This is a genomic window from Marinobacter sp. MA, from assembly GCF_048298425.1.
Taxonomy (GTDB): domain Bacteria; phylum Pseudomonadota; class Gammaproteobacteria; order Pseudomonadales; family Oleiphilaceae; genus Marinobacter; species Marinobacter salsuginis.
The window spans coordinates 3,981,355-4,000,693 of the sequence record NZ_CP103058.1 but is presented as its reverse complement, the minus strand read 5'-3'; the positions used below and the strand labels follow the sequence as shown (position 1 = coordinate 4,000,693).

Below are 19,339 nucleotides of genomic sequence, written 5' to 3'. Positions count from 1 at the left end.
GTTCTGGGTGGTGCTTTCGCTCAGAGCGCCCGGGCCACATCCATGGTCAGGTATTCGAGTTCCACGCGGCGATTGGCTGCCCGGTCCTCCGGCGTTGCCAGAGGTCGATCTGAGCCCCAGTGACTCATGAAAATCCGGGATTCGGCCACACCTTCCTGCATCAGGAACCGGGCGACCGCGTTGGCGCGCAGTCGTGAAAGAAACCGATTGTAGTCTTCCGAACCGAAGTTGTCGGAGTGGCCGTGAATTCTGACGGAGATGGCAGGATGGTTCCTGAGGTAGCTTGCGTGCTGTCGCAGGAAAGCAACGTCGTCGCTGCCCAGGGCGTGTTTGTTGAAGCCGTAATGGAACTTCATGCGGTGCGGGCGCCTGGTTCCGGCTTCGAAGTTGGCCGTGGTAAAGCCGGCAGCTATCGCGGCATTGGCTATCAGCTCCGGGTTATCCAATACGAGTACGGTCATCTGAAAAATCCTTGGTTCGGTGTCCGGTTTTTCTTGTTATTCCTGATCACTATTGGCTGGAGCAGGAACAACGGCAATTGGCGAAAGGTCGATATGTGGCCCGGTCCACTCTCTCGATGAAACCGATTGAATGTCATTTGTGTGACATCCGAATGACAGCCGGGCCAGTGTCATGGGCTTTGCCGACTCTGTGGGGTGTGCCACATTTCCGGGATTGACCCGTTACGACCTTCGCGCTGGATTCCATTTGAGCGCGAAAAGAAGGCCGGGCTGTGGTAAAAAGCAGAGTTTCAGGGACAGATTGTGATGAATTGTGACCGCCCATGCTGATTATTCCCGCTGAAAACGCCATCAACTGGAAACGCCCGCCGTGGGTGACCCTTGGCCTGATCATGGCCTGCCTGCTGGTTTTCCTGTTCTATCAGGGCGGTGACAGCCGCAAACTCGAACAGGCCGTTGAACAATACCTGTCCGCCGATCTTCACGAGCTGGAGGCACCTGCGTACGAGGACTACCTGCAGCGGCAAATCCAGTTCCAGGGCGAGGAGAGCCGGGTCTACGAGCTCCAGCAGTTCCAGCAACTCCGGGAAGAGAACGAAAATTTCTGGCTGGCCATCAACCTGATGATGGATCGGGAGTTCTACCAGTACCTGCTGCAGAATCGCGATGTCATCTGGGCACCGGCGGAGCGGGCGCACTGGCAGGAACAACGCAGCATCATCGAGCAGGACTACCTCCAGAAACTCAGTGCCAACCAGCTCGGTCTGGTGCCGGCGGATCTGTCGCTGTACACCCTGATTACCTACCAGTTTCTGCACGGCGGCTGGGGCCATATCATTGGTAACCTGATCTTCCTGTTCCTGCTCGGTTTTACCGTCGAGAAGGCGCTGGGGCCCGGTCGGTACCTGATTGCCTATCTGGTGTGCGGCGCCCTTTCCGGTCTGATGTTTACTGCATTCTCGGCGGGCAGTTACGTGCCCTTGGTGGGCGCGTCCGGTTCGATCTCTGGCCTCATGGGTATGTATGTGGCCATCTACGGGCTACAGAAAATCCGTTTCTTCTATTTTCTGGGTGTCTATTTCAACTACTTCCGGGCGCCCGCCATCGCCCTGCTGCCCGTATGGGTAGGCAAGGAAATCTACGATTACTGGTACGCGGGTGCCACCGGTATCGCCTACATGGCGCATGCCGGCGGCCTTATTGCTGGCGCAGGACTCGTCTGGCTGCTCGGCAAGAGCTGGTTGCAGGTGCGCGAAGAGTTCTTCGAGCCGGAAGAGGAAGAGCAGGACGCCCGGTTTACCAGTGGTTACGCCCAAGCCATGGCCAGCCTGGGCCGGATGGAGTTCGATCTGGCGAGACGGCAATTCGAGGCCCTGCGCGAGCATTACCCGGAACGCCATATTCTGCTGGAACATCTTTACCACTTGGCCAAGCTCCGGCCGGATCTGCCAGAGTACCGGGATCGGACCAAAGAGCTGATGAACGATGCCCTCAGCCGCCGACAGCCAGAGCAAATGATTGCCATCTGGCAGGAATACCTGGGCAAGGGTGAGAGCTATCAGCCTTTAGCGGCGGAGGATCACAATCGGGTGTTGTTCACCAGCCTGAGACAGCACGATTTGAAAGCTGCCGAGAAAGCCTTCGAGCGGCTGAAAAGCACCGGCGATGATATGTTGACCACCGAGGCCTGTCGGTTGCTGGCGGAAGAGTTCGAAAAGCGGCAGATGGCGCCCAAAGCTCGTCATTATCGCCAACTTCTTCAGGCCGGCTAGCCTCGGGGGAGCAGGGTATGGGAGGGGCTTCCCAAAACACGCTGTGAATACGTCCCTGTACGCTCGGCTCCGCCATCCCTGGCTCCGCACGGTTTTGGGAAGCCCCTCCCATACCCTGCGTCAGTCCTGGACAGAAAACGTTGCTTTCGGTCCCTTCAATGGCTCTTGATTTTTAGCCTGCTCCAGATACACCGTAATCTGCTCATGCAGCGGATGGTTCACGCACTTCTTCTGGATAAACGTCAGGAAGGCCGTCGCCTTTTCCCACTGGGATAATCCGTTGGCCAGGGTCTGGGCCACCAGGAGGTAGGCGGGAGCCAGTTGTTCGCTGTCCGGGAATCGCTTGTGGAAATCCTGCAGTACCCGCAAGGCCGGCTTGAACTGGCCCCGGTGGTACAGGGCCCGGGCGCAGCGTACCGAGAGATCCGGATCCTCCAGTTTGAAGCCGGGTTCTGCTTGCTGCAGCGTGTTCAGCACACCGGCGATGCCTTCTCCGTCATTGCGGTCTGCCAGCCAGCTCAGAATTCGTGGGTGGTACCGGTAGAGTTCGTCGGTGTCCTGGCGGGCCGTCAGTAGTTGGTACAACTGGCCGATTCTCAGGGCGTTGTCCCGATCCCGCTTCAGTGCTTCCTTCAACATGCTCTGCACCCGGTCGTAGTTGCCGTCTTTCAGGTTCATGTCGATATCGGCATCGAAACGGGCAGTTCGGTCACGCTGGTGGGTGTCCTGCCCAGAAATTTCGTCTTGAATGTCCGAGGCAAATCCCAGCTCTTCCTGGTACTGGAACAACAGGTAGCCCAGCATGTGGAACAGGATCAGGGTGAAGGTACTGTTCAGGAAACCGGCGAGGGGCTGGGCCACCCAGAAAGGAAAGTGATTGACGGCGAAGTCCTGGGCCGCGCCAGAGGCGAGGGTAAGCAGGATCAGATAGCCATAGAGCAGGAAATAGGGGGTGCCGATTCGCGAGATCAGCACCGCCAGATTCATTGGGTTTACCGCCGCGCCCACTGAGCGCTCCATGGCCAGCACCATGATGCTGGCCGGCAATGCCAGAATGACAAACGCCAGCGCCAACAGCATCAGGATCGGGCCGCCGAGCATGGCGGCAGCGCCGACCAGCCCGCCCATCAACACGAACACCAGTAGCTGCAGGATGACAATATCAAACCCGCTGCCGGTGAAGGCCACGGACACGGCGGGCGGTTTCAGGTGACCTTCGGCGGTGTGGTTAATCACCGCATAGGTGTATTTGAAGAGCGCAAGCGCCAGCACCAGCCAGATCAGGATGCCTATGAGGTTGGCAGGTGCAACCACCGGCACCAGGGTACAAATGGCGATGACGATCAGCGGATCGGTATGGAATGGATAGCGGAAGAACGCGCCGAGTCGCTGCCAGAACGGGACCACTTCGGTGGCAGCGCCCAGGTATCGCATGGCCTTGCTGCAGTGCGGGCACAGCGCGCGGCGCTGGCGAGTGTCGGCGTCGGGCATGCAGCGGCTGCAGTAGTGGATCTGGCACTCGCCGCAGTGCCATTTTGCGGGGTCGCCGGGATGGTAGTGGCAATCGTGTTTCACAGGTGCTTGTGTCCTGGTCCATCAGAAAATCGTTGGCTCATGATGACAGATGTCGGTTTTGATCGCAGCAAACCAGTTAACAGGTAGACTATTGTCAGTTCCCGGGCGTATCCAACCGGGCAGATTTCATTTTCCGGAGGTTATTTGGAACACCCCCAAAGCAGCGTAACCGGTATCGACACCCGTGAAGCCCGACAGCCGTATACCTGGCGGGATATCTTCGGGCTTGCGCTCAAGCACAAGCCCCGGCTGGTGCGCGCCAATCTGCTGGCGATCATGGCCACCGTCATGAGTGTGCCGGTGCCCCTGCTGCTTCCGGTTCTGGTGGATGAAGTGTTGCTGGACGAGCCTGGCCCGGTGTTACCGGTGATGGATTCGATACTGCCGGGCGGCTGGGAAACACCGGTGGTTTATATCGGGCTGATGGTTCTGGCCGCGTTTCTCCTCCGGGTGGCGGCACTGTCGTTCAATGTCTTGCAGTCCCGGGAGTTTTCCAAGGTCTCCAAGGATGTGGTGTTCCGTATCCGCTCCCGGTTGCTCGGGCGTTTGCAGCGCGTGGCCATGTCGGAGTACGAAACCCGTGGCTCCGGCGGGATCAGCAGCCACTTCATTACCGATCTGGATACCGTCGACCAGTTTCTGGGGACCACCATCAGCCGGTTTCTGGTGGCCAGCCTTACGGTATTCGGTACCGCCCTTGTGCTTCTCTGGGTGCACTGGCAGCTGGCCCTTCTGATTCTGCTGTTCAACCCGCTGGTGATCTTCGCCACGATTCTGATTGGCAAGCGGGTCAAGGAACTGAAGCGTCGGGAGAACAGTGCTTACGAGGAGTTCCAGGGTGACCTTACGGAAACCCTGGACGCCATTCACCAGTTGCGGGCGGCCAACCGGGAAAAACATTACCTGCGCCAGCTGATTGATCGCGCCCGCAACGTACGTGACCACGCGATTCAGTTTGAGTGGCGCAGCGACGCCGCCAGCCGGGCCAGTTTTGCCCTGTTCCAGTTCGGTGTCGATGCCTTTCGGGCCGCGGCCATGATCACCGTGCTGTTCAGCGACCTGAGCATCGGCATGATGTTCGCTATTTTCGGCTATCTCTGGTTCATGCTGACGCCAGTTCAGGAGATGCTGAACATGCAGTATGCCTGGTTTGCCGCCAATGCGGCCCTGGCACGGATTAACCGATTGCTGGATCTGAAAGAAGAGCCACGCTATCCGGCGCTTGAGAACCCCTTCCGCGATCGTCACACAGTAGGACTGACCCTGCGCAATATCCACTTTGCCTACGGCGAGGAAGAGGTCCTGCGGGGCATTAATCTGGAGTTGGCACCGGGCGAAAAGGTGGCGCTGGTGGGAGCCAGTGGCGGCGGCAAATCGACCCTGATCCAGGTGATCCTCGGCATGTATACGCCCCAACAGGGTGAGGTGCTGATTGATGGCGTGCCGGTTCAGCGTATCGGCCTGCCGTGCCTTCGTGAGCATGTGGCGACGGTGCTCCAGCACCCGGCGCTGTTCAACGATACCGTTCGCCAGAATCTGACCCTGGGGCGGGAGAAGCCCGACGCCGAGCTGTGGGAAGCCCTGCGCATTGCCCAATTGGATGCCACGGTTGCGGCCATGCATGATCAGCTTGATACGGTGATCGGCCGCCAGGGGGTTCGCCTCTCTGGCGGCCAGCGTCAGCGTTTGGCCATTGCGCGGATGATCCTTTCGGAACCTTCGGTGGTCATACTGGATGAAGCCACCTCGGCACTGGATGCGGAAACCGAATTCCAGCTCCATCGCGATCTGGAAGCGTTCCTGAAGCAGCGCACTACCCTGATCATTGCCCATCGACTGAGCGCCGTTAAACAGGCAGATCGTGCCTGTGTTTTCGAGGACGGCCGTATCATCGAGGAAGGGCATCACGATGAGCTCATTGCCAGAGAAGGGCTGTATGCGCAGCTGTATGGCGAACGGCAAATGTAGGCTTACCCTCCAAACGTTACTCTCTCTTACAACAAAAATTGATCTGTCGCATTCGGCGACCGTATTGGTTAGCAACGTCAGGCTGTCTCTGCTAATAGTCTGAGTAATGCAACTAAATTCGGGGTAAAGGTTTCTAACGGAATCTGATCCGGTTTTCGACGAGCAATCTTTGTGCGCAAAAAAACCTCAACCATTCTGCTTTTCAGTGCGGCGTTTCTCCTGGTAGCGGCACTTCATGTCATGCCGTCTTTGCTTGATAACAGTGGTTTTTATGGCATGGCGATCGATGAGTCCGGAACCGCCATTGGTGACTACCGGCCTCCCGAGGACGGGCTCGCCATCGTCTTTTTCGGCTACCGAAAGTGTGGAACCGTTTGCCCGGTTCAAAGCGTCAATCTGATGGAGCTTGGTGAGCGTCTGAAAGGCGAGAAAGTCGAGTTCCTGTTCGTCACTCTGGATCCCGAAACCGACACTGAGGATGCGTTGCGACACATGGTTAAAAGTATGGGGGAGGCGTTCAGGGCTTACCGGCCCGAGAGCTTCAACGCTGCCCAGAAACTGGCTTCAGCTTATAACGGCTTTGCTGCCAAGAGCCATGGTCTGGAAAACCCGATTACCCACAGTGCAGCCCTGCACGTGGTGACAGCCGATTTTCGCAGGAGACTGGTGTACACCACACCGGATCTGAATCTTGAACGGGTTGAACAGGACCTTCGCCGTTTGCTTAACAATAAAAGTGAGAGCTCGACATGACGACAGCGGCACGCAGTCAGTCCTATGAAACTCAAATCCGGGAACGCACCGACCTTCAGATGCTGGTTCTTCTTCTGGCACATATTCCTGTGGTGGGTCTGTTCGTGCCCATGGGCTATGGCACAACAACCTTTGCACTGGTGGCGTCTCTGCTGGTCGGAGGGCTCGCAGCTGCGGGCTACGGGACCATGCGGGGTACGCGGGCTTTGTCCTGCCTGTATGCGGTCTGCCTGATGTTGTTCTCCGCCATCATGATCCAGGCCCAGATGGGTCGAATCGAAATGCATTTCCATATTTTTGCTGCCCTTGCCCTGGTGATTATCTACAGGGACTGGCTCCCGGTGATTGTTGCAGCCGGTACCATCGCCGTTCACCACCTTTTGCTGACCGCGCTTCAGCTCGGCGGTGCCTCCCTCGGCGACATGGCATTGATGATCTTTAACTACGATTGCAGCTGGTCAATTGCGTTCCTTCACGCCGCCTTCGTGGTATTTGAGGCGTCGATCCTTGTGTTCTTTGCGATTCGGATGGGTGCGGAGCAAAAACAGTCGATACAGATCATCGAGATTGTCCGGGGATTTGACAGCAACCATGATCTGACGGCCCGACTCGATGAGGGGGACAAGAGTGTAACTGCCACGTCCTTCAACAACATGCTGGAGCGGTTTGTTGAGTTGATCGTCAAGCTCAGGGAGCTGTCTGGCCAACTCCGTTCAAACGCGGATGATCTGACCAGCGTGAGCGACACCACCACCACGATTGCCAGTGAGCAGCAGGTCCAGACTGACCAGGCGGCCACAGCGACCAACGAGATGTCGGCCAGTATCCAGGAAGTGGCCAGTAATGCGCAGCTGGCGTCCGACGCGGCCAGTAATGCGTCAGGGGCAGCCACCAGGGGCGGCGAGGCCATGGCCAATGCGTCGAAACTCACGGAGTCCACCGATGAGGCCCTTGAGAGCAGCGCAAACCGGGTGGATGAGCTGAGCGAGAAGATCGAGTCCATTTCCTCTGTCGTCGGCTCCATCAATGCGATCTCCGAGCAGACCAACCTGCTGGCGCTGAACGCCGCCATTGAGGCAGCGCGGGCCGGCGAGCATGGACGTGGTTTTTCCGTGGTGGCGGATGAGGTGAGGGCGCTGTCTCTCCGCACCCAGGAATTTACGGACCAGATTCGGGCAACCATCGGCGAGCTGAGCGACATCTCCGAAGCCACCAAGGCTTCCATGCAGATGGGGCGCACCCGTTCTGCAGAATCCACCCGGGCCATGCGGGAAACGGGCGAGGCCATGCGCGAGGTGGAAGCTGCCATCAGCGAAGTGTCCCGAATGAATTACCAGATTGCCTCGGCCTCGGAAGAACAGGCGGCCACGTCACTCCAGATCAACGAGAGTATTCATTCCGTTGCTACCCGCAACAACGATGTGGTGTCCGAGGCCGAGCGGGTCAGGACCATGGCCACGGAGCTTGAGTCAGTCACCGAAAAACTCGATGAACTGGTCAAGCTTTATCGCATCTAACCTTTCCAAAGGCTGACGTTGGAGAGTCCCCGGGCTCTCCGACGTTGGTCTGATATTCACCGTAATGATGCCGAACATTCATTGGCTCGCGGTTGAACTCTCGTTAATTGCTGCAATAGTTAAAGGTGACTTCACGCTGTGGAGTCCTTTCATCAGGCTATGGACGGGTTCTTGATCGTTTTCCCGGTCGATGCGTTGCTGAAAGGGCTTCGAAAGAGCCTTCCGGAATACGCGGATAACGACGAAAAAGGAGGCACCACATGTCGAACGAAAGTCTCAGCAAAGACAGCCTGAATACCCTTTCCAGCCTTAATGCTGGCGGTAAAACCTTTCATTACTACAGCCTGCCCAAGGCTGCAGACACCCTCGGGGACCTCAATCGTTTGCCGTTCTCGCTGAAAGTGTTAATGGAGAACCTGCTGCGCAATGAGGACGACTCCACCGTTGATCGCAGCCACATTGATGCCATGGTGCAATGGCTGAAAGACCGCCGCTCCGATACCGAAATCCAGTTCCGGCCCGCCCGTGTGTTGATGCAGGATTTCACCGGTGTACCGGGGGTGGTTGATCTGGCGGCCATGCGAGAGGCGGTCAAGTCCGCCGGAAAGGATCCGGCCATGATCAATCCGCTGTCGCCCGTGGATCTGGTCATCGACCACTCGGTGATGGTGGACAAGTTTGGTGATCCATCAGCGTTCAAAGACAACGTCACCATCGAGATGGAGCGCAACCAGGAGCGCTACGAATTCCTGCGCTGGGGTCAGCAGGCGTTCGACAATTTCCGTGTGGTGCCGCCGGGCACCGGTATCTGCCATCAGGTGAACCTGGAGTATCTGGGCAAGACCGTCTGGCAGAAGGATCAGGACGGCAAGACCATCGCCTATCCGGACACCCTGGTCGGTACCGACTCTCACACCACCATGATCAACGGCCTGGGCATTCTTGGCTGGGGCGTTGGCGGTATTGAAGCGGAAGCCGCCATGCTGGGCCAGCCGGTCTCGATGCTGATCCCCGAGGTGGTGGGCTTCAAGATTACCGGCAAGCTCCGTGAAGGCATTACCGCGACGGACCTGGTGCTTACGGTCACCGAAATGCTGCGCAAGAAAGGCGTGGTCGGCAAGTTCGTGGAATTCTACGGTGATGGCCTGAAAGATATGCCAGTGGCTGATCGGGCCACCATTGCCAACATGGCGCCGGAATATGGTGCCACCTGTGGTTTCTTCCCGGTTGACGAGCAGACCATCAACTATATGCGTCTGACCGGCCGGGAGGAGGCGCAGCTGGAGCTGGTGGAAGCCTATGCCAAGGCCCAGGGACTCTGGCGGGAGCCTGGCCATGAGCCGGTGTATACCGACAACCTGGAGCTCGATATGGGGGATGTCGAAGCCAGCCTTGCCGGGCCCAAGCGGCCACAGGACCGGGTTGCCCTGAAAAACATGAAGTCGTCTTTCGAGCTGTTGATGGAAACCGCCGAAGGGCCTGCGGAGACCCGCAAAGCGAATCTCGAGTCCGAAGGAGGTGGCACCGCCGTTGGTGCGCAGGACGCTTACTTCGAACACCCCTCCAGCCAACCGCTGCACATGAACGGCGAGAAGTCCCGGCTGGATCCTGGCGCGGTGGTGATTGCCGCCATTACATCATGCACCAATACCTCCAACCCGAGCGTGATGATGGCCGCCGGCCTGATCGCCCAGAAAGCCGTCGAGAAGGGGCTGAACACCAAGCCCTGGGTCAAGACCTCCCTGGCCCCGGGTTCCAAAGTAGTCACGGATTATCTCCGGGTCGGTGGTTTCCAGGACGATCTAGACAAGCTTGGCTTCAACCTGGTGGGTTACGGTTGCACCACCTGTATCGGTAACTCGGGGCCGCTGCCTGAAGAGGTGGAGCAGGCCATCACCGATGGTGATCTGACCGTTGCCTCAGTGCTTTCGGGTAACCGGAACTTTGAAGGCCGGGTGCATCCGCTGGTGAAAACCAACTGGCTGGCATCGCCGCCCCTGGTCGTAGCCTACGCGCTGGCGGGCAACGTTCGCCTGGACCTGGAGAAAGAGGCCCTCGGCGCCGACAAGGATGGTAATCCCGTGTACCTGAAAGACCTCTGGCCGAGCCAGCAGGAAATCGCCGAAGCCGTGGAGAAGGTGAAAACCGACATGTTCCGCAAGGAGTACGCGGAGGTCTTCGACGGTGATGACACCTGGAAGTCCATCAAGGTGCCGGAAAGCAAGGTGTACGAGTGGTCCGACAAGTCCACCTACATCCAGCACCCGCCGTTCTTTGAAGGACTCAAGGAGGAGCCGGATGCGATTGAAGACATCCAGGATGCCAACATCCTGGCGATGCTGGGTGACTCGGTTACTACGGACCATATCTCCCCGGCGGGCTCCTTCAAGCCGGATACCCCTGCCGGTAAATATCTACAGGAGCACGGGGTTGAGCCGAAAGACTTCAACTCCTATGGCTCTCGCCGGGGTAACCACGAAGTGATGATGCGCGGCACTTTTGCCAACGTGCGTATCAGGAACGAGATGCTCGACGGCGTGGAAGGCGGCTTCACCAAGTTCGTGCCCACGGGTGAACAGATGGCCATTTACGATGCTGCCATGAAATACCAGGAGAAAGGCACGCCGCTGGTGGTCATTGCCGGCAAGGAATACGGCACTGGCTCCAGCCGGGACTGGGCGGCCAAGGGCACCCGCTTGCTGGGTGTGAAAGCCGTGGTTGCCGAATCCTACGAGCGTATCCACCGCTCCAACCTGATCGGCATGGGCGTGATGCCGCTGCAGTTCCCGGAAGGCACCGATCGCAAGAGCCTGAAACTCACCGGTGAAGAAACCATCAGCATCGAAGGCCTGTCTGGCGAGATCAAGCCGGGCCAGACGCTGACCATGACGGTGAAATACAAGGACGGTTCCACCGAGACCTGTGAGCTGAAATCACGGATCGATACCGCCAATGAAGCCGTTTACTTCAAGCACGGTGGCATTCTCCATTACGTGGTGCGGGAAATGTTGCGCACTGCCTGAATGGACAGGGCGAACATGGCATGGCGGGCTTCCGCCATGCCGAATTCAAGAAATACATGAGAGAAACGAGAGAGACCTTATGACCGATCAACCGTTTCTGACGGACGTTAAAACCCTCCGCGAAAGAGCCCGCAAACACATTGAAGAGGGGGCTCTGACGGAAGGCTATGGCGCCAACCGCGACAATGTCGTGAAGATTCTGAACGAGGCGCTGGCCACCGAGATTGTCTGCACCCTGCGTTACAAAAGCCACTACTTCCGTGCCGATGGCATCAACGCCAATGTTGCTGCCCAGGAATTCCTGGAGCACGCAGACCAGGAGCAGCAGCATGCCGACTGGCTGGCTGAACGCATCGTGCAGCTGGGTGGCAAGCCCAACTTTTCACCGGAAGGCCTGTTGACCCGATCGCACGCCGAGTTCGTTGAGGGTGAAACGCTCCGGGACATGGTGGTTGAGGATCTGGTAGCCGAGCGCATCGCGATCGACAGCTACCGGGAAATTGCCCGCTATCTGGGCGATCAGGACCCCACTTCCCGGCGTATTATCGAGGAAATCCTGGCCCAGGAAGAGGAGCACGCCGACGATATGGCCGGCTTGCTTGAAGGGCTGGATAGCTGAGCCTGTCGAACCGACATGGATTTAGTCAGGGCGCTGCCGTTGAGGTAGCGCTCTCGATTGCCGGTTCGGTTAACGGCAGGCTGAGCCAGAAGCTGGCGCCCTTACCTTCCTCGGATTCAAAGCCGACGTCCCCGCCCATGGCATGCATGAGTTCGCGTGTGATAGCCAGCCCGAGTCCGGTACCACCTTTTGCTCTTTGATCAGATGAGTCTGCCTGCGAAAATTTCTGGAAGATCCTCTCTCTGAATTCTGTGGGTATGCCCTGTCCTTGATCGGACACGTAAATTCGTAGTTCGTTTTCCGATTTTTCGCTAGCAACCGTAACTTCAGAGTCTTCAGGCGAAAACTTGATGGCGTTGGAAAGAAGATTGTTGAGTGCCTGGCAAAGCCGACCGCGATCTGCGTTTACCTGCACATCATGGATATGTTTCGCTTTCAGTGTAACCCGCTTCTCGACAGAGAAGTTTTCGAGGCTTTCGAGGCACTCATGCACGACCTCGGTCACCTTACATCTTGCCATTTCGAAAGCCATCTTCCCGGCAATCAGCTTTTCGATATCCAGCAGGTCGTTAATAAGAATGGTTAGCTGCTGGGCATTTCTGTAGGCAATTTGCGCCAGTCTCGAAGCTTTGGGTGGCAGCTCGCCGACCGCATTATTGGATAACAAGCCCATGGAGCCGGCAATGGATGTCAACGGTGTACGAAGCTCGTGACTCACAATCGAAATGAACTCGTTCTTCAGGCGATCCGCCTCTTTCTGTTCGGAGATGTCCTCGGTGACCAGCCAGATCACGGGCTCCCCGTTCTGTTTATCGAGTGTGAGGCCCTGCAAGAGTATGGGGGTCAGTTCTCCGCTTTTGTTGGGGTAGTAACCCTCTAACCCGCTGAAACGAGTGTCACGCTCCAGAATGGCCTCAATATCACGTTCGGGCAGGCTTGCCGATCCAGTCTGTTTTTGAGCAGTATTGAAGAAAGTCAGGTTCCTGGCTTTGTCTCCAAAGGTATTCTCAAAACTATTATTGGCGCGAATAAGCTCTTTGTTACGGGCGTTATAAAGCCCGATGCCAAAGGGTGCCAATTGAAATAACCCCCAGAACCGGCGTTGCATTCTGTGATCGCGAAGCAGAAGTCTGGTGAACCAGTACACGAAGGCTGCGATGAGCAACACGGTAAAGCCCAAAAGAGAGCGAGTCAGCAGTGGTGATTCAGGTGAATTGGGCCATCCATGTTCGGGCTGGGCAAGCAAAGTCCATCGGGTGCCTGGCAATTCAAGCTCTGTTTCGACCGGTTGTTGCCACTCAACGTCCGCTTCGCCGAAAAAAAGAGCGGAGTCGGTCCCCATTGCTGACGTTTTGAGCAACGCAAGCTGACCGTTTTCCATGAATGATTGCAGATCAACAGTATCGTATAGGCGATCGAGATCCAGAATCACGGAAATGACACCCCAGAAACGACCGGATTCTTTCTCCACAATCGGAATCCTGGCTGCCAAACCCTGGCCACCCTGAACCAGCGTAATGGGGCCGCTGAAAAGCGGTCTTCTCGAGGTTTGTAGCTCCAATAGCTGCGCGGAATCCAGTCCCTGTGTGGTGAGGTCGAGACCGAGTGCGGATTCATTTCCTGCTAGCGGGTAGACGTTGCGAATGACCAGGTCGGGGGCCAGGCCTATGTTGCGGAGTTGCGGCCCCAGCTCGAAGATAACCGACGCAAGCTGTCGGAATCGGGTTTCGGTGATGTCCGGCTGCACCGCAACATTGGCTGCCAGCCCCCAAACCGTCTGAACGTTCTGGAGAATGGAGCCTTGTAGCCTCAGATTCAGGTTGTTGAGCCTGGATTGCCATTCTTGGCGGATATCGAGGCGGTGACTCTGAGTGGCAGCATTGTCCAACACAAAGGCGACCAGGAGCAGTAACGACAAGACGACCGCACGAGCAGCCAGGATAATGAAGAAAAATGTTCGATCCGCTGATTTTATGGCCATTTAATCCGGCGCCTGCACCAGCGCGAGCTCCAACCAGAAGGTTGCTCCCTTGCCTTCATGGGATTCAAATCCAACGTTGCCGCCCATCTGAGACATGATTTCTTTCGTGATGGATAACCCGAGGCCTGTGCCTTCCTTTGATCGTGAGGAAGTGGAATTTGCCTGCGCGAATTTCTGAAAGATTCGATCCCGGAAACTGTTGGGTACACCAGGCCCTCGATCAGTGACTTCCAGCCTTGCTTTGGAGCCTGCTCGAACGAGGCAAACGTCCACTACACCGCTCTCAGGAGAAAATTTAATGGCATTTGAAAGCAGGTTCGTCAGGGCTTGTATGAGCTTGCCGCTGTCGTACTCTGCGTAAAGATTCTGAGCTACCTGGTTTAACCTGATTTTGACACCGCGTTTGTCTGCCATTGGCTCAATTTCTTCAATAGCTGCGATTACAGCACGGTCGAGTTTTTCCACCGATAGATCGAAGCTGACGTTACCGCTGATCAGTTTTTCAATATCGAGCAGGTCGTCGATTAGGCGTCGCAGTTGTTTGCTGTTGCGTCGCGCAATATCAAGCATTTGCTCGGTTTTCTCGTTGATCGGGCCGGTCGCGCCGCCCAAGATCAGCCCCAGAGAGCCCGAAATGGAGGTCAGGGGTGTTCGGAGCTCGTGACTGACAGTGGAGATGAACTGGTTTTTCATTTCATCGATTTTCTGGCGCTCATCAACGTTGGTAATGTACCCGTGCCACAGAGTGCTGCCATCGGGTAGCGACTCAGGCTGTGCGAGCCCTTCCACCCAGCGCCAGCCGTCGGGCTCAAGTCTTACTCGATAACGATGCTGCCATTGAGATAATGATTCTGCCGACGCCTCGATCGAATCGAGCAACCCGGGCAAATCATCGGGGTGCACGCGATCGATCGCCCCGGTTGCGTCGGCTGCTGCCTCCTCCGGGTCAATGCCATAGATATCCTGGATGCCGGGGCTGGTGTAGGGAAAACTGCTGTGGCCATCGGGCCACAGGCGATACTGGTAGAGCATCCCGGGGGCCTGGGTGACCAGTTTGTTCAGGGTCTCTGTGTGTTGGATACGGTAGAGGGTATCGGCTACCCAGTCAGCAAAAAGAGTGACAAACATTTCCTCGGTCGCGGTAAATGGGCGGCTTCGGGGTTCGCGCGAAGAGAAGTTCACCGTTCCGAAGATTTCGCCATCGATCCAGATGGGCGCTGCCAGATAAGTCTCAAGTCCAAAATTCCCGTAACACGGGTGGTTGCTCATGCCGGATTTTTCTATGTGTTGAATGGCGAGCAACTTATCGCCGGACTCAAGGAGCAGTGAGCAATACGTTTGGTCTACCGGCAGAGTGGTGCCATTTTCGATTGGCTCAGCCTGGCGCGTGTGATGCCAGTGGATGGTGTAGGCGTGCTCGGTGATGCGGCTGACGATGCCGGTTTCAAGGCCCAGATATTCGCAGGCGATCTCCAGGGCTCGGGTCGCTCTCTGATTCGCATCGCCACTGGAATCCATGGCGATTTCAGTCAGCACATTCAGGGCCCGATTGCGGTCATCGTAATAATCCCGGAGTTCACCGATCGAGAACTCCCGCTCCACCAGATTGGCCAGATCCCTGAGAATTCTTTCTTCTTCCTCGGAAAATGAACGGGGCTTTCGGTCAATGATGCACAGGGTTCCAACCCTGTATCCGTGGCGGTCGTGCAGGGGGGCGCCGGCATAAAACCGAATGCTGGGGTCTCCGGTGACCAGGGGATTATCATGGAATCGCTCGTCATTCAGTGCGTTCTCGATGACAAACGTTTCCTCGCGCAGAATGGCGTGCCCGCAAAACGAGATGTCACGTGCTGTCTCTGGGGCGTCCAGGCCATGTCGGGATTTGAACCACTGCCGATCCCTGTCTATCAGGGAAACGAGCGCAATCGGGGCGTTCAGTGCGCATGCAGCCAGCCGGGTCAGCCGGTCATATCTTTCCTCCGGCGGGGTGTCCAGAAGTGCCAGCTCATCCAGGGCTGACAGGCGGTGAGACTCATCGGGCGGGAATTCAGGCGTTCTCATGTTCGCCTCCAGCTGAATGCATCGACATTGACGCGGGGAGCTCTATCCAGAAATTCGCTCCTCCATCGTAATAGTAACCCACTTCGCCACCCATGAGTCTGGCCAGTTCCCGTGTAATCGCGAGCCCCAGGCCGGTACCTGCTTTCGCACGGTCCGTTCCGGATTCCGCCTGCTCGAAGCGTTGGAACAGCCGGTCCTCGAAGGTTTGGGGAACTCCGTCACCCTGATCCGAAACCGTGATTCTTATCTGCCCATCCTGTGATTTGGCGGACCAGATACGCACCAACCCGCCCACCGGTGAAAACTTGATGGCGTTGCTTACAAAGTTATCCAGTACCTGGCGCAGTCTCACCGGGTCAGCGACCAGGTGCAGGTCCCCGGAATCGTCCGCCCTGAGTGGAACACGGTAGTGTTTCGCCATGGAGCTGTTGCCTTCACAGGCATCAGCTATGGCTTTCTGGGCGCTCACTGTCTCTGGATAAACCTGCATTCGGCCGGCGACCGCTTTGTTGAAGTCCAGCAGGTCGGATATCAGGTTTTGTAGCTGCTCGCTGTTGCGGAAGGCCACGTCGACCATAGCCTGGGCCTTGGTGGGCAGTTCGCCGGCCGCGCCGGAGCGCAGTAGCTTCAGCGAGCCGTTCACTGAGGTGAGCGGGGTTCGCAGTTCATGGCTGACTGTGGAGACGAATTCGTCTTTCAGGCGGTCGAGACCCTCCCGCTCTGTCATCAACGTATTGAACGCCGTAGCCAGGTTGCGGACTTCCGGGGGGCCGAATTCGGCAAGCCGGCCCGAGGCTGAGCCATCCCGGGTCATGCTCCGTATTTTTCTCGACATCAGCTCGAGAGGACGGGTTGCGGCCCGGGTCAGCGCCAGTGCGGCTGCTGCGAGGAGCAGGGTGGCGAAAACGCTCACCAGCAGGAATTTCCGGAACGAGGCCCAGGCTGGGCGGGTCGCCGTTTCATAGGGTACGGCGCGCAGGAACATCCATCCGACCCGCTGAAGATGCTCTGTTGCATAGATCCACTTTTGGCCATCACGGTCGGTGACAACACCGGAGGTAACCCCGGAAAGCGCAGCGTCGACAATAAGGTTCTCTCCAGGAGCGGGTAGCTCGGGCATGGGCGCATTGGATTTCAGCGAATCAACCTGAATAAAGCGTTCGGTATCGAGGACCTTGAATATTACATTTTGATCAGTGCCGGCGGGGTGCGGGATCAGGTCAGACTCTTCCAGATTGACAATGCCGCTGGCAAAGCCCAGAAGGTCGCCCTCGTCGCTTTCAATTGGTGCCAGAAATGACAGGAGCGGCAGACCCGTCTTGCGTCCGATGATCGGGCTGCTGATCACCGGTTCCCGACTGGCGATGGCTCTTCGAAAGTGACTTCGATCGGCGTAGGAAGTGCCAATCCGGCCCGGGACGAAAATATTTTCCGCGATGGCGACGGCGTTTGCGTCCATCACGGTGAGACCTGCCTGGAAGTAGTTGCTGAGAGAGGGTTGGCGCCCCATCAGATTGCCCATCTGGCGTTGAGATACCAGCTTTTCACCATCTGTGAGCGTGGATGCAAAAGCCTGTAAGGCTGACATTCGTGTCTCGAGAGAACGATTGACGTCGTCCGCAAGGCTGCGGGTTTCAATAAGCTGCTTCTGGCTAAGAACCCGCTCGAAATCCCGAAGCAATTCGTTGTAGGCGGTTCCCAGCAATATCAGAACCGTAACAGCGCTGGTAAGAATGGTTATCAGGGCAATCCGGGTACCGAGGGACAAGCTTTTCAAAGTAATTCCTTGGAGTAATAGCCTTGCGGCCCCTAACGTGATTTCATAACAAGCGAGAATAGTGGATTTGTTGAGCGCGGCAAACTGTCATTGCCGGGAGGGAGTCTGTGGCTGTGCAGTCCGATAACCATGTTTCCGAGAAGTTGAAGGCTCTGAGAAGTAAATTTCTTGAGAGGGCCCGAGACGATATCCGGGAATTAAGTGTTTACGCGGAGCAGACTCGTAACGGCACGCTCTCTGCAGAGGGGCTGATTCGTTGTTACCAGTCTTTGCACCGGCTCGCAGGATCCGCAGGAACGTTCGGGCTGCCTGAACTGGGCCAGCATGCTCGTTCGCTTGAAAAGGAACTGAAAAGCCAGGCTGAGAATCTGAGTGAGTCTTCCGGTGTCCATCAGCAGTCGATCGAGATTTCCGATGGCTTTGCCGATGGTATTGATGCCCTGGCGGTACTGCTGCAGGGCGATGCCGATCATTTAGCCGCATCTCCCGGTGATACTGCCGTCGCACCGCAGCGACAGCATAGTGACGGCAGCCATGGTGTGCAGGTGCGGGTTCTGCTCGTGGATACCGACATGGATGGCGCTGTTGGCGCATTGTCCTCCGATCTGGCCCGCTACGGCTTTGTTTGTCAATTTGTAGACGAACAGGACGACCAGGCGCTACAGGCGTCTTTTCGTGCGTGCGACGGTGCCGTCTCACTTCTGTGTCGTGATACCGCTTTGCCCGCCGTTATGCGTCATATAAAAAGTTGTCGCGGCGAGGGGCCACGACGTCGACTTCCCGTTGTTGCTATCGGCAACGATGATTCTTTTGACAACAGCTATCGCGTCGCGAGGGCCGGCGCCTCCGCCTATTTCGCCGCACCGATTGATGTGACTGAACTGGCTGAGCGTATTGAGTCGTCGGCCACGGAACGCAGTGCCGGCGTCAATGGTCGGGTACTGATCGTGGAGGATGACGTTGAGCTGGCGGAGCACTATTGTCTGGTGCTCCGTGCTGCCGGCATTGAAGCACGTGCCCTGACCAATCCTGAACGTCTGATGTCCGAGCTCTCTGCGTTTCAACCGGACATCGTTCTGATGGACGTTCAGATTGGTGATTACTCCGGTGTCACTCTTGCTCGCCTCATTCGTTTCGAGGCTCGCTGGTTAAGCCTGCCAATCATTTACCTCTCATCCGAAGACGATCGGGACGATCAGCTGGAAGCCCTGTCCAAAGGGGCTGATGAGTTTCTGGTAAAGCCTGTCTCTGATGATTACCTCGTGCGCTCTGTACGTATCCGTTGCTATCGCGCCCGGCAGCTCTCGGATCTGATGAATCGTGACAGCCTGACGGGACTACTCAAGCACTCGTTAATCAAACAGGAGCTGGAACAGGAAGTGGCCCGCTGCCGCCGTCTTGGTCACCATTCCAGTGTTGTCATGATTGATCTGGACCATTTCAAACAGGTCAACGATACCTGGGGCCATCGTTGTGGCGATATGGTGATAAGAGCGCTTGCAAATCTGTTAAGGAATCGCCTCAGGGAAACGGATATGATCGGCCGCTACGGTGGGGAGGAGTTCATGCTGGTTTTGCCCGATTGCCAGGTCCAGTCTGCGGAAAAACTGGTGAGAGGCATAGGCGAGAGCTTTTCAGAGCTGTCATTTCCTGTTGGTGAGAAAAGCTTCCATGTCACGCTCAGTGCCGGGATCGCAGGCATCAACGAGTTCGAGAGTGGAGAGGCGGCACTGGAAGCAGCGGATCAGGCTCTCTATCGCCGCAAGCGTGGTGGTCGCGCCGGAGTGACGATTCACGAGGCGAAGTCATAACGGTGTTTTCTATGATGAGGT

The 19,339-nt window shown here is 57.0% G+C and carries 12 protein-coding genes; 7 read left to right on the top strand and 5 right to left on the bottom strand.

The window, feature by feature from the left end; all coding sequences use genetic code 11:
- Positions 1-20: 20 nt before the first annotated feature.
- Positions 21-461 carry an OmpA family protein gene (locus NUW46_RS18495; RefSeq protein WP_418140911.1) on the bottom strand — a complete coding sequence of 147 codons (441 nt, stop codon included), beginning with the start codon at positions 459-461 and terminating at the stop codon, positions 21-23.
- A 323-nt stretch (positions 462-784) separates the two neighbouring features.
- Here NUW46_RS18495 and NUW46_RS18490 point away from each other — a divergent pair, with 323 nt between their 5' ends.
- The gene (locus NUW46_RS18490; protein ID WP_418140910.1) at positions 785-2,233 is read left to right on the top strand and encodes a rhomboid family intramembrane serine protease; all 1,449 of its coding nucleotides are present in this window, start codon (positions 785-787) and stop codon (positions 2,231-2,233) included.
- A gap of 120 nt (positions 2,234-2,353) precedes the next feature.
- Here NUW46_RS18490 and NUW46_RS18485 read toward each other — a convergent pair whose 3' ends face one another.
- Entirely contained in the window at positions 2,354-3,808 is a 1,455-nt protein-coding gene (locus NUW46_RS18485) for a hypothetical protein (RefSeq protein WP_418140909.1), read from the bottom strand.
- A gap of 144 nt (positions 3,809-3,952) precedes the next feature.
- On the opposite strand from NUW46_RS18485, the gene NUW46_RS18480 reads away from it, so the two are divergent.
- From NUW46_RS18480 to NUW46_RS18460, 5 genes are all read left to right on the top strand, one after another.
- Positions 3,953-5,776 carry an ABC transporter ATP-binding protein gene (locus tag NUW46_RS18480; protein ID WP_418140908.1) on the top strand — a complete coding sequence of 608 codons (1,824 nt, stop codon included), beginning with the start codon at positions 3,953-3,955 and terminating at the stop codon, positions 5,774-5,776.
- Between the two features lie 171 nt (positions 5,777-5,947).
- Positions 5,948-6,529 (top strand): SCO family protein, encoded by a 582-nt coding sequence (locus NUW46_RS18475; protein WP_418140907.1) that lies wholly within the window; start codon positions 5,948-5,950, stop codon positions 6,527-6,529.
- On the top strand, positions 6,526-8,046 hold the full coding sequence (locus tag NUW46_RS18470; protein ID WP_418140906.1) for a methyl-accepting chemotaxis protein: 1,521 nt from the start codon (positions 6,526-6,528) through the stop codon (positions 8,044-8,046). The genes NUW46_RS18475 and NUW46_RS18470 overlap by 4 nt, the downstream gene beginning before the upstream one ends.
- 260 nt (positions 8,047-8,306) lie before the next feature.
- A complete protein-coding gene (gene acnA, locus NUW46_RS18465; RefSeq protein WP_418140905.1) occupies positions 8,307-11,069 on the top strand; it encodes an aconitate hydratase AcnA in 2,763 nt (920 codons plus the stop codon).
- 79 nt (positions 11,070-11,148) lie between these two features.
- On the top strand, positions 11,149-11,688 hold the full coding sequence (locus NUW46_RS18460; protein ID WP_069182226.1) for a ferritin-like domain-containing protein: 540 nt from the start codon (positions 11,149-11,151) through the stop codon (positions 11,686-11,688).
- Between the two features lie 25 nt (positions 11,689-11,713).
- On the opposite strand, the gene NUW46_RS18455 is transcribed toward NUW46_RS18460, so the two are convergent.
- Genes NUW46_RS18455 through NUW46_RS18445 form a run of 3 tightly spaced genes read right to left on the bottom strand, consistent with a single transcriptional unit; the run spans position 11,714 to position 17,507 of the window.
- Positions 11,714-13,669, bottom strand: coding sequence for an ATP-binding protein (locus NUW46_RS18455; RefSeq protein ID WP_418140904.1), 1,956 nt, complete (start codon positions 13,667-13,669; stop codon positions 11,714-11,716).
- Positions 13,670-15,730, bottom strand: coding sequence for a GAF domain-containing protein (locus NUW46_RS18450; protein WP_418140903.1), 2,061 nt, complete (start codon positions 15,728-15,730; stop codon positions 13,670-13,672).
- Complete coding sequence (locus NUW46_RS18445; protein ID WP_418140902.1) at positions 15,717-17,507, bottom strand: ATP-binding protein; 1,791 nt, start codon at positions 17,505-17,507, stop codon at positions 15,717-15,719. The genes NUW46_RS18450 and NUW46_RS18445 overlap by 14 nt, the downstream gene beginning before the upstream one ends.
- A 107-nt stretch (positions 17,508-17,614) precedes the next feature.
- On the opposite strand from NUW46_RS18445, the gene NUW46_RS18440 reads away from it, so the two are divergent.
- Positions 17,615-19,318, top strand: a complete 1,704-nt coding sequence (locus NUW46_RS18440) for a diguanylate cyclase (RefSeq protein WP_418140901.1) — start codon at positions 17,615-17,617, stop codon at positions 19,316-19,318.
- Positions 19,319-19,339 lie beyond the last annotated feature (21 nt).

Bases quoted from the DNA above. Each gene is read 5' to 3' on its own strand.
- NUW46_RS18495 (WP_418140911.1), bottom strand. From the start codon at position 461: ATGACCGTACTCGTATTGGATAACCCGGAGCTGATAGCCAATGCCGCG.
- NUW46_RS18490 (WP_418140910.1), top strand. From the start codon at position 785: ATGCTGATTATTCCCGCTGAAAACGCCATCAACTGGAAACGCCCGCCG.
- NUW46_RS18470 (WP_418140906.1), top strand. From the start codon at position 6,526: ATGACGACAGCGGCACGCAGTCAGTCCTATGAAACTCAAATCCGGGAA.
- acnA (WP_418140905.1), top strand. From the start codon at position 8,307: ATGTCGAACGAAAGTCTCAGCAAAGACAGCCTGAATACCCTTTCCAGC.
- NUW46_RS18460 (WP_069182226.1), top strand. From the start codon at position 11,149: ATGACCGATCAACCGTTTCTGACGGACGTTAAAACCCTCCGCGAAAGA.
- NUW46_RS18455 (WP_418140904.1), bottom strand. From the start codon at position 13,669: ATGGCCATAAAATCAGCGGATCGAACATTTTTCTTCATTATCCTGGCT.
- NUW46_RS18450 (WP_418140903.1), bottom strand. From the start codon at position 15,730: ATGAGAACGCCTGAATTCCCGCCCGATGAGTCTCACCGCCTGTCAGCC.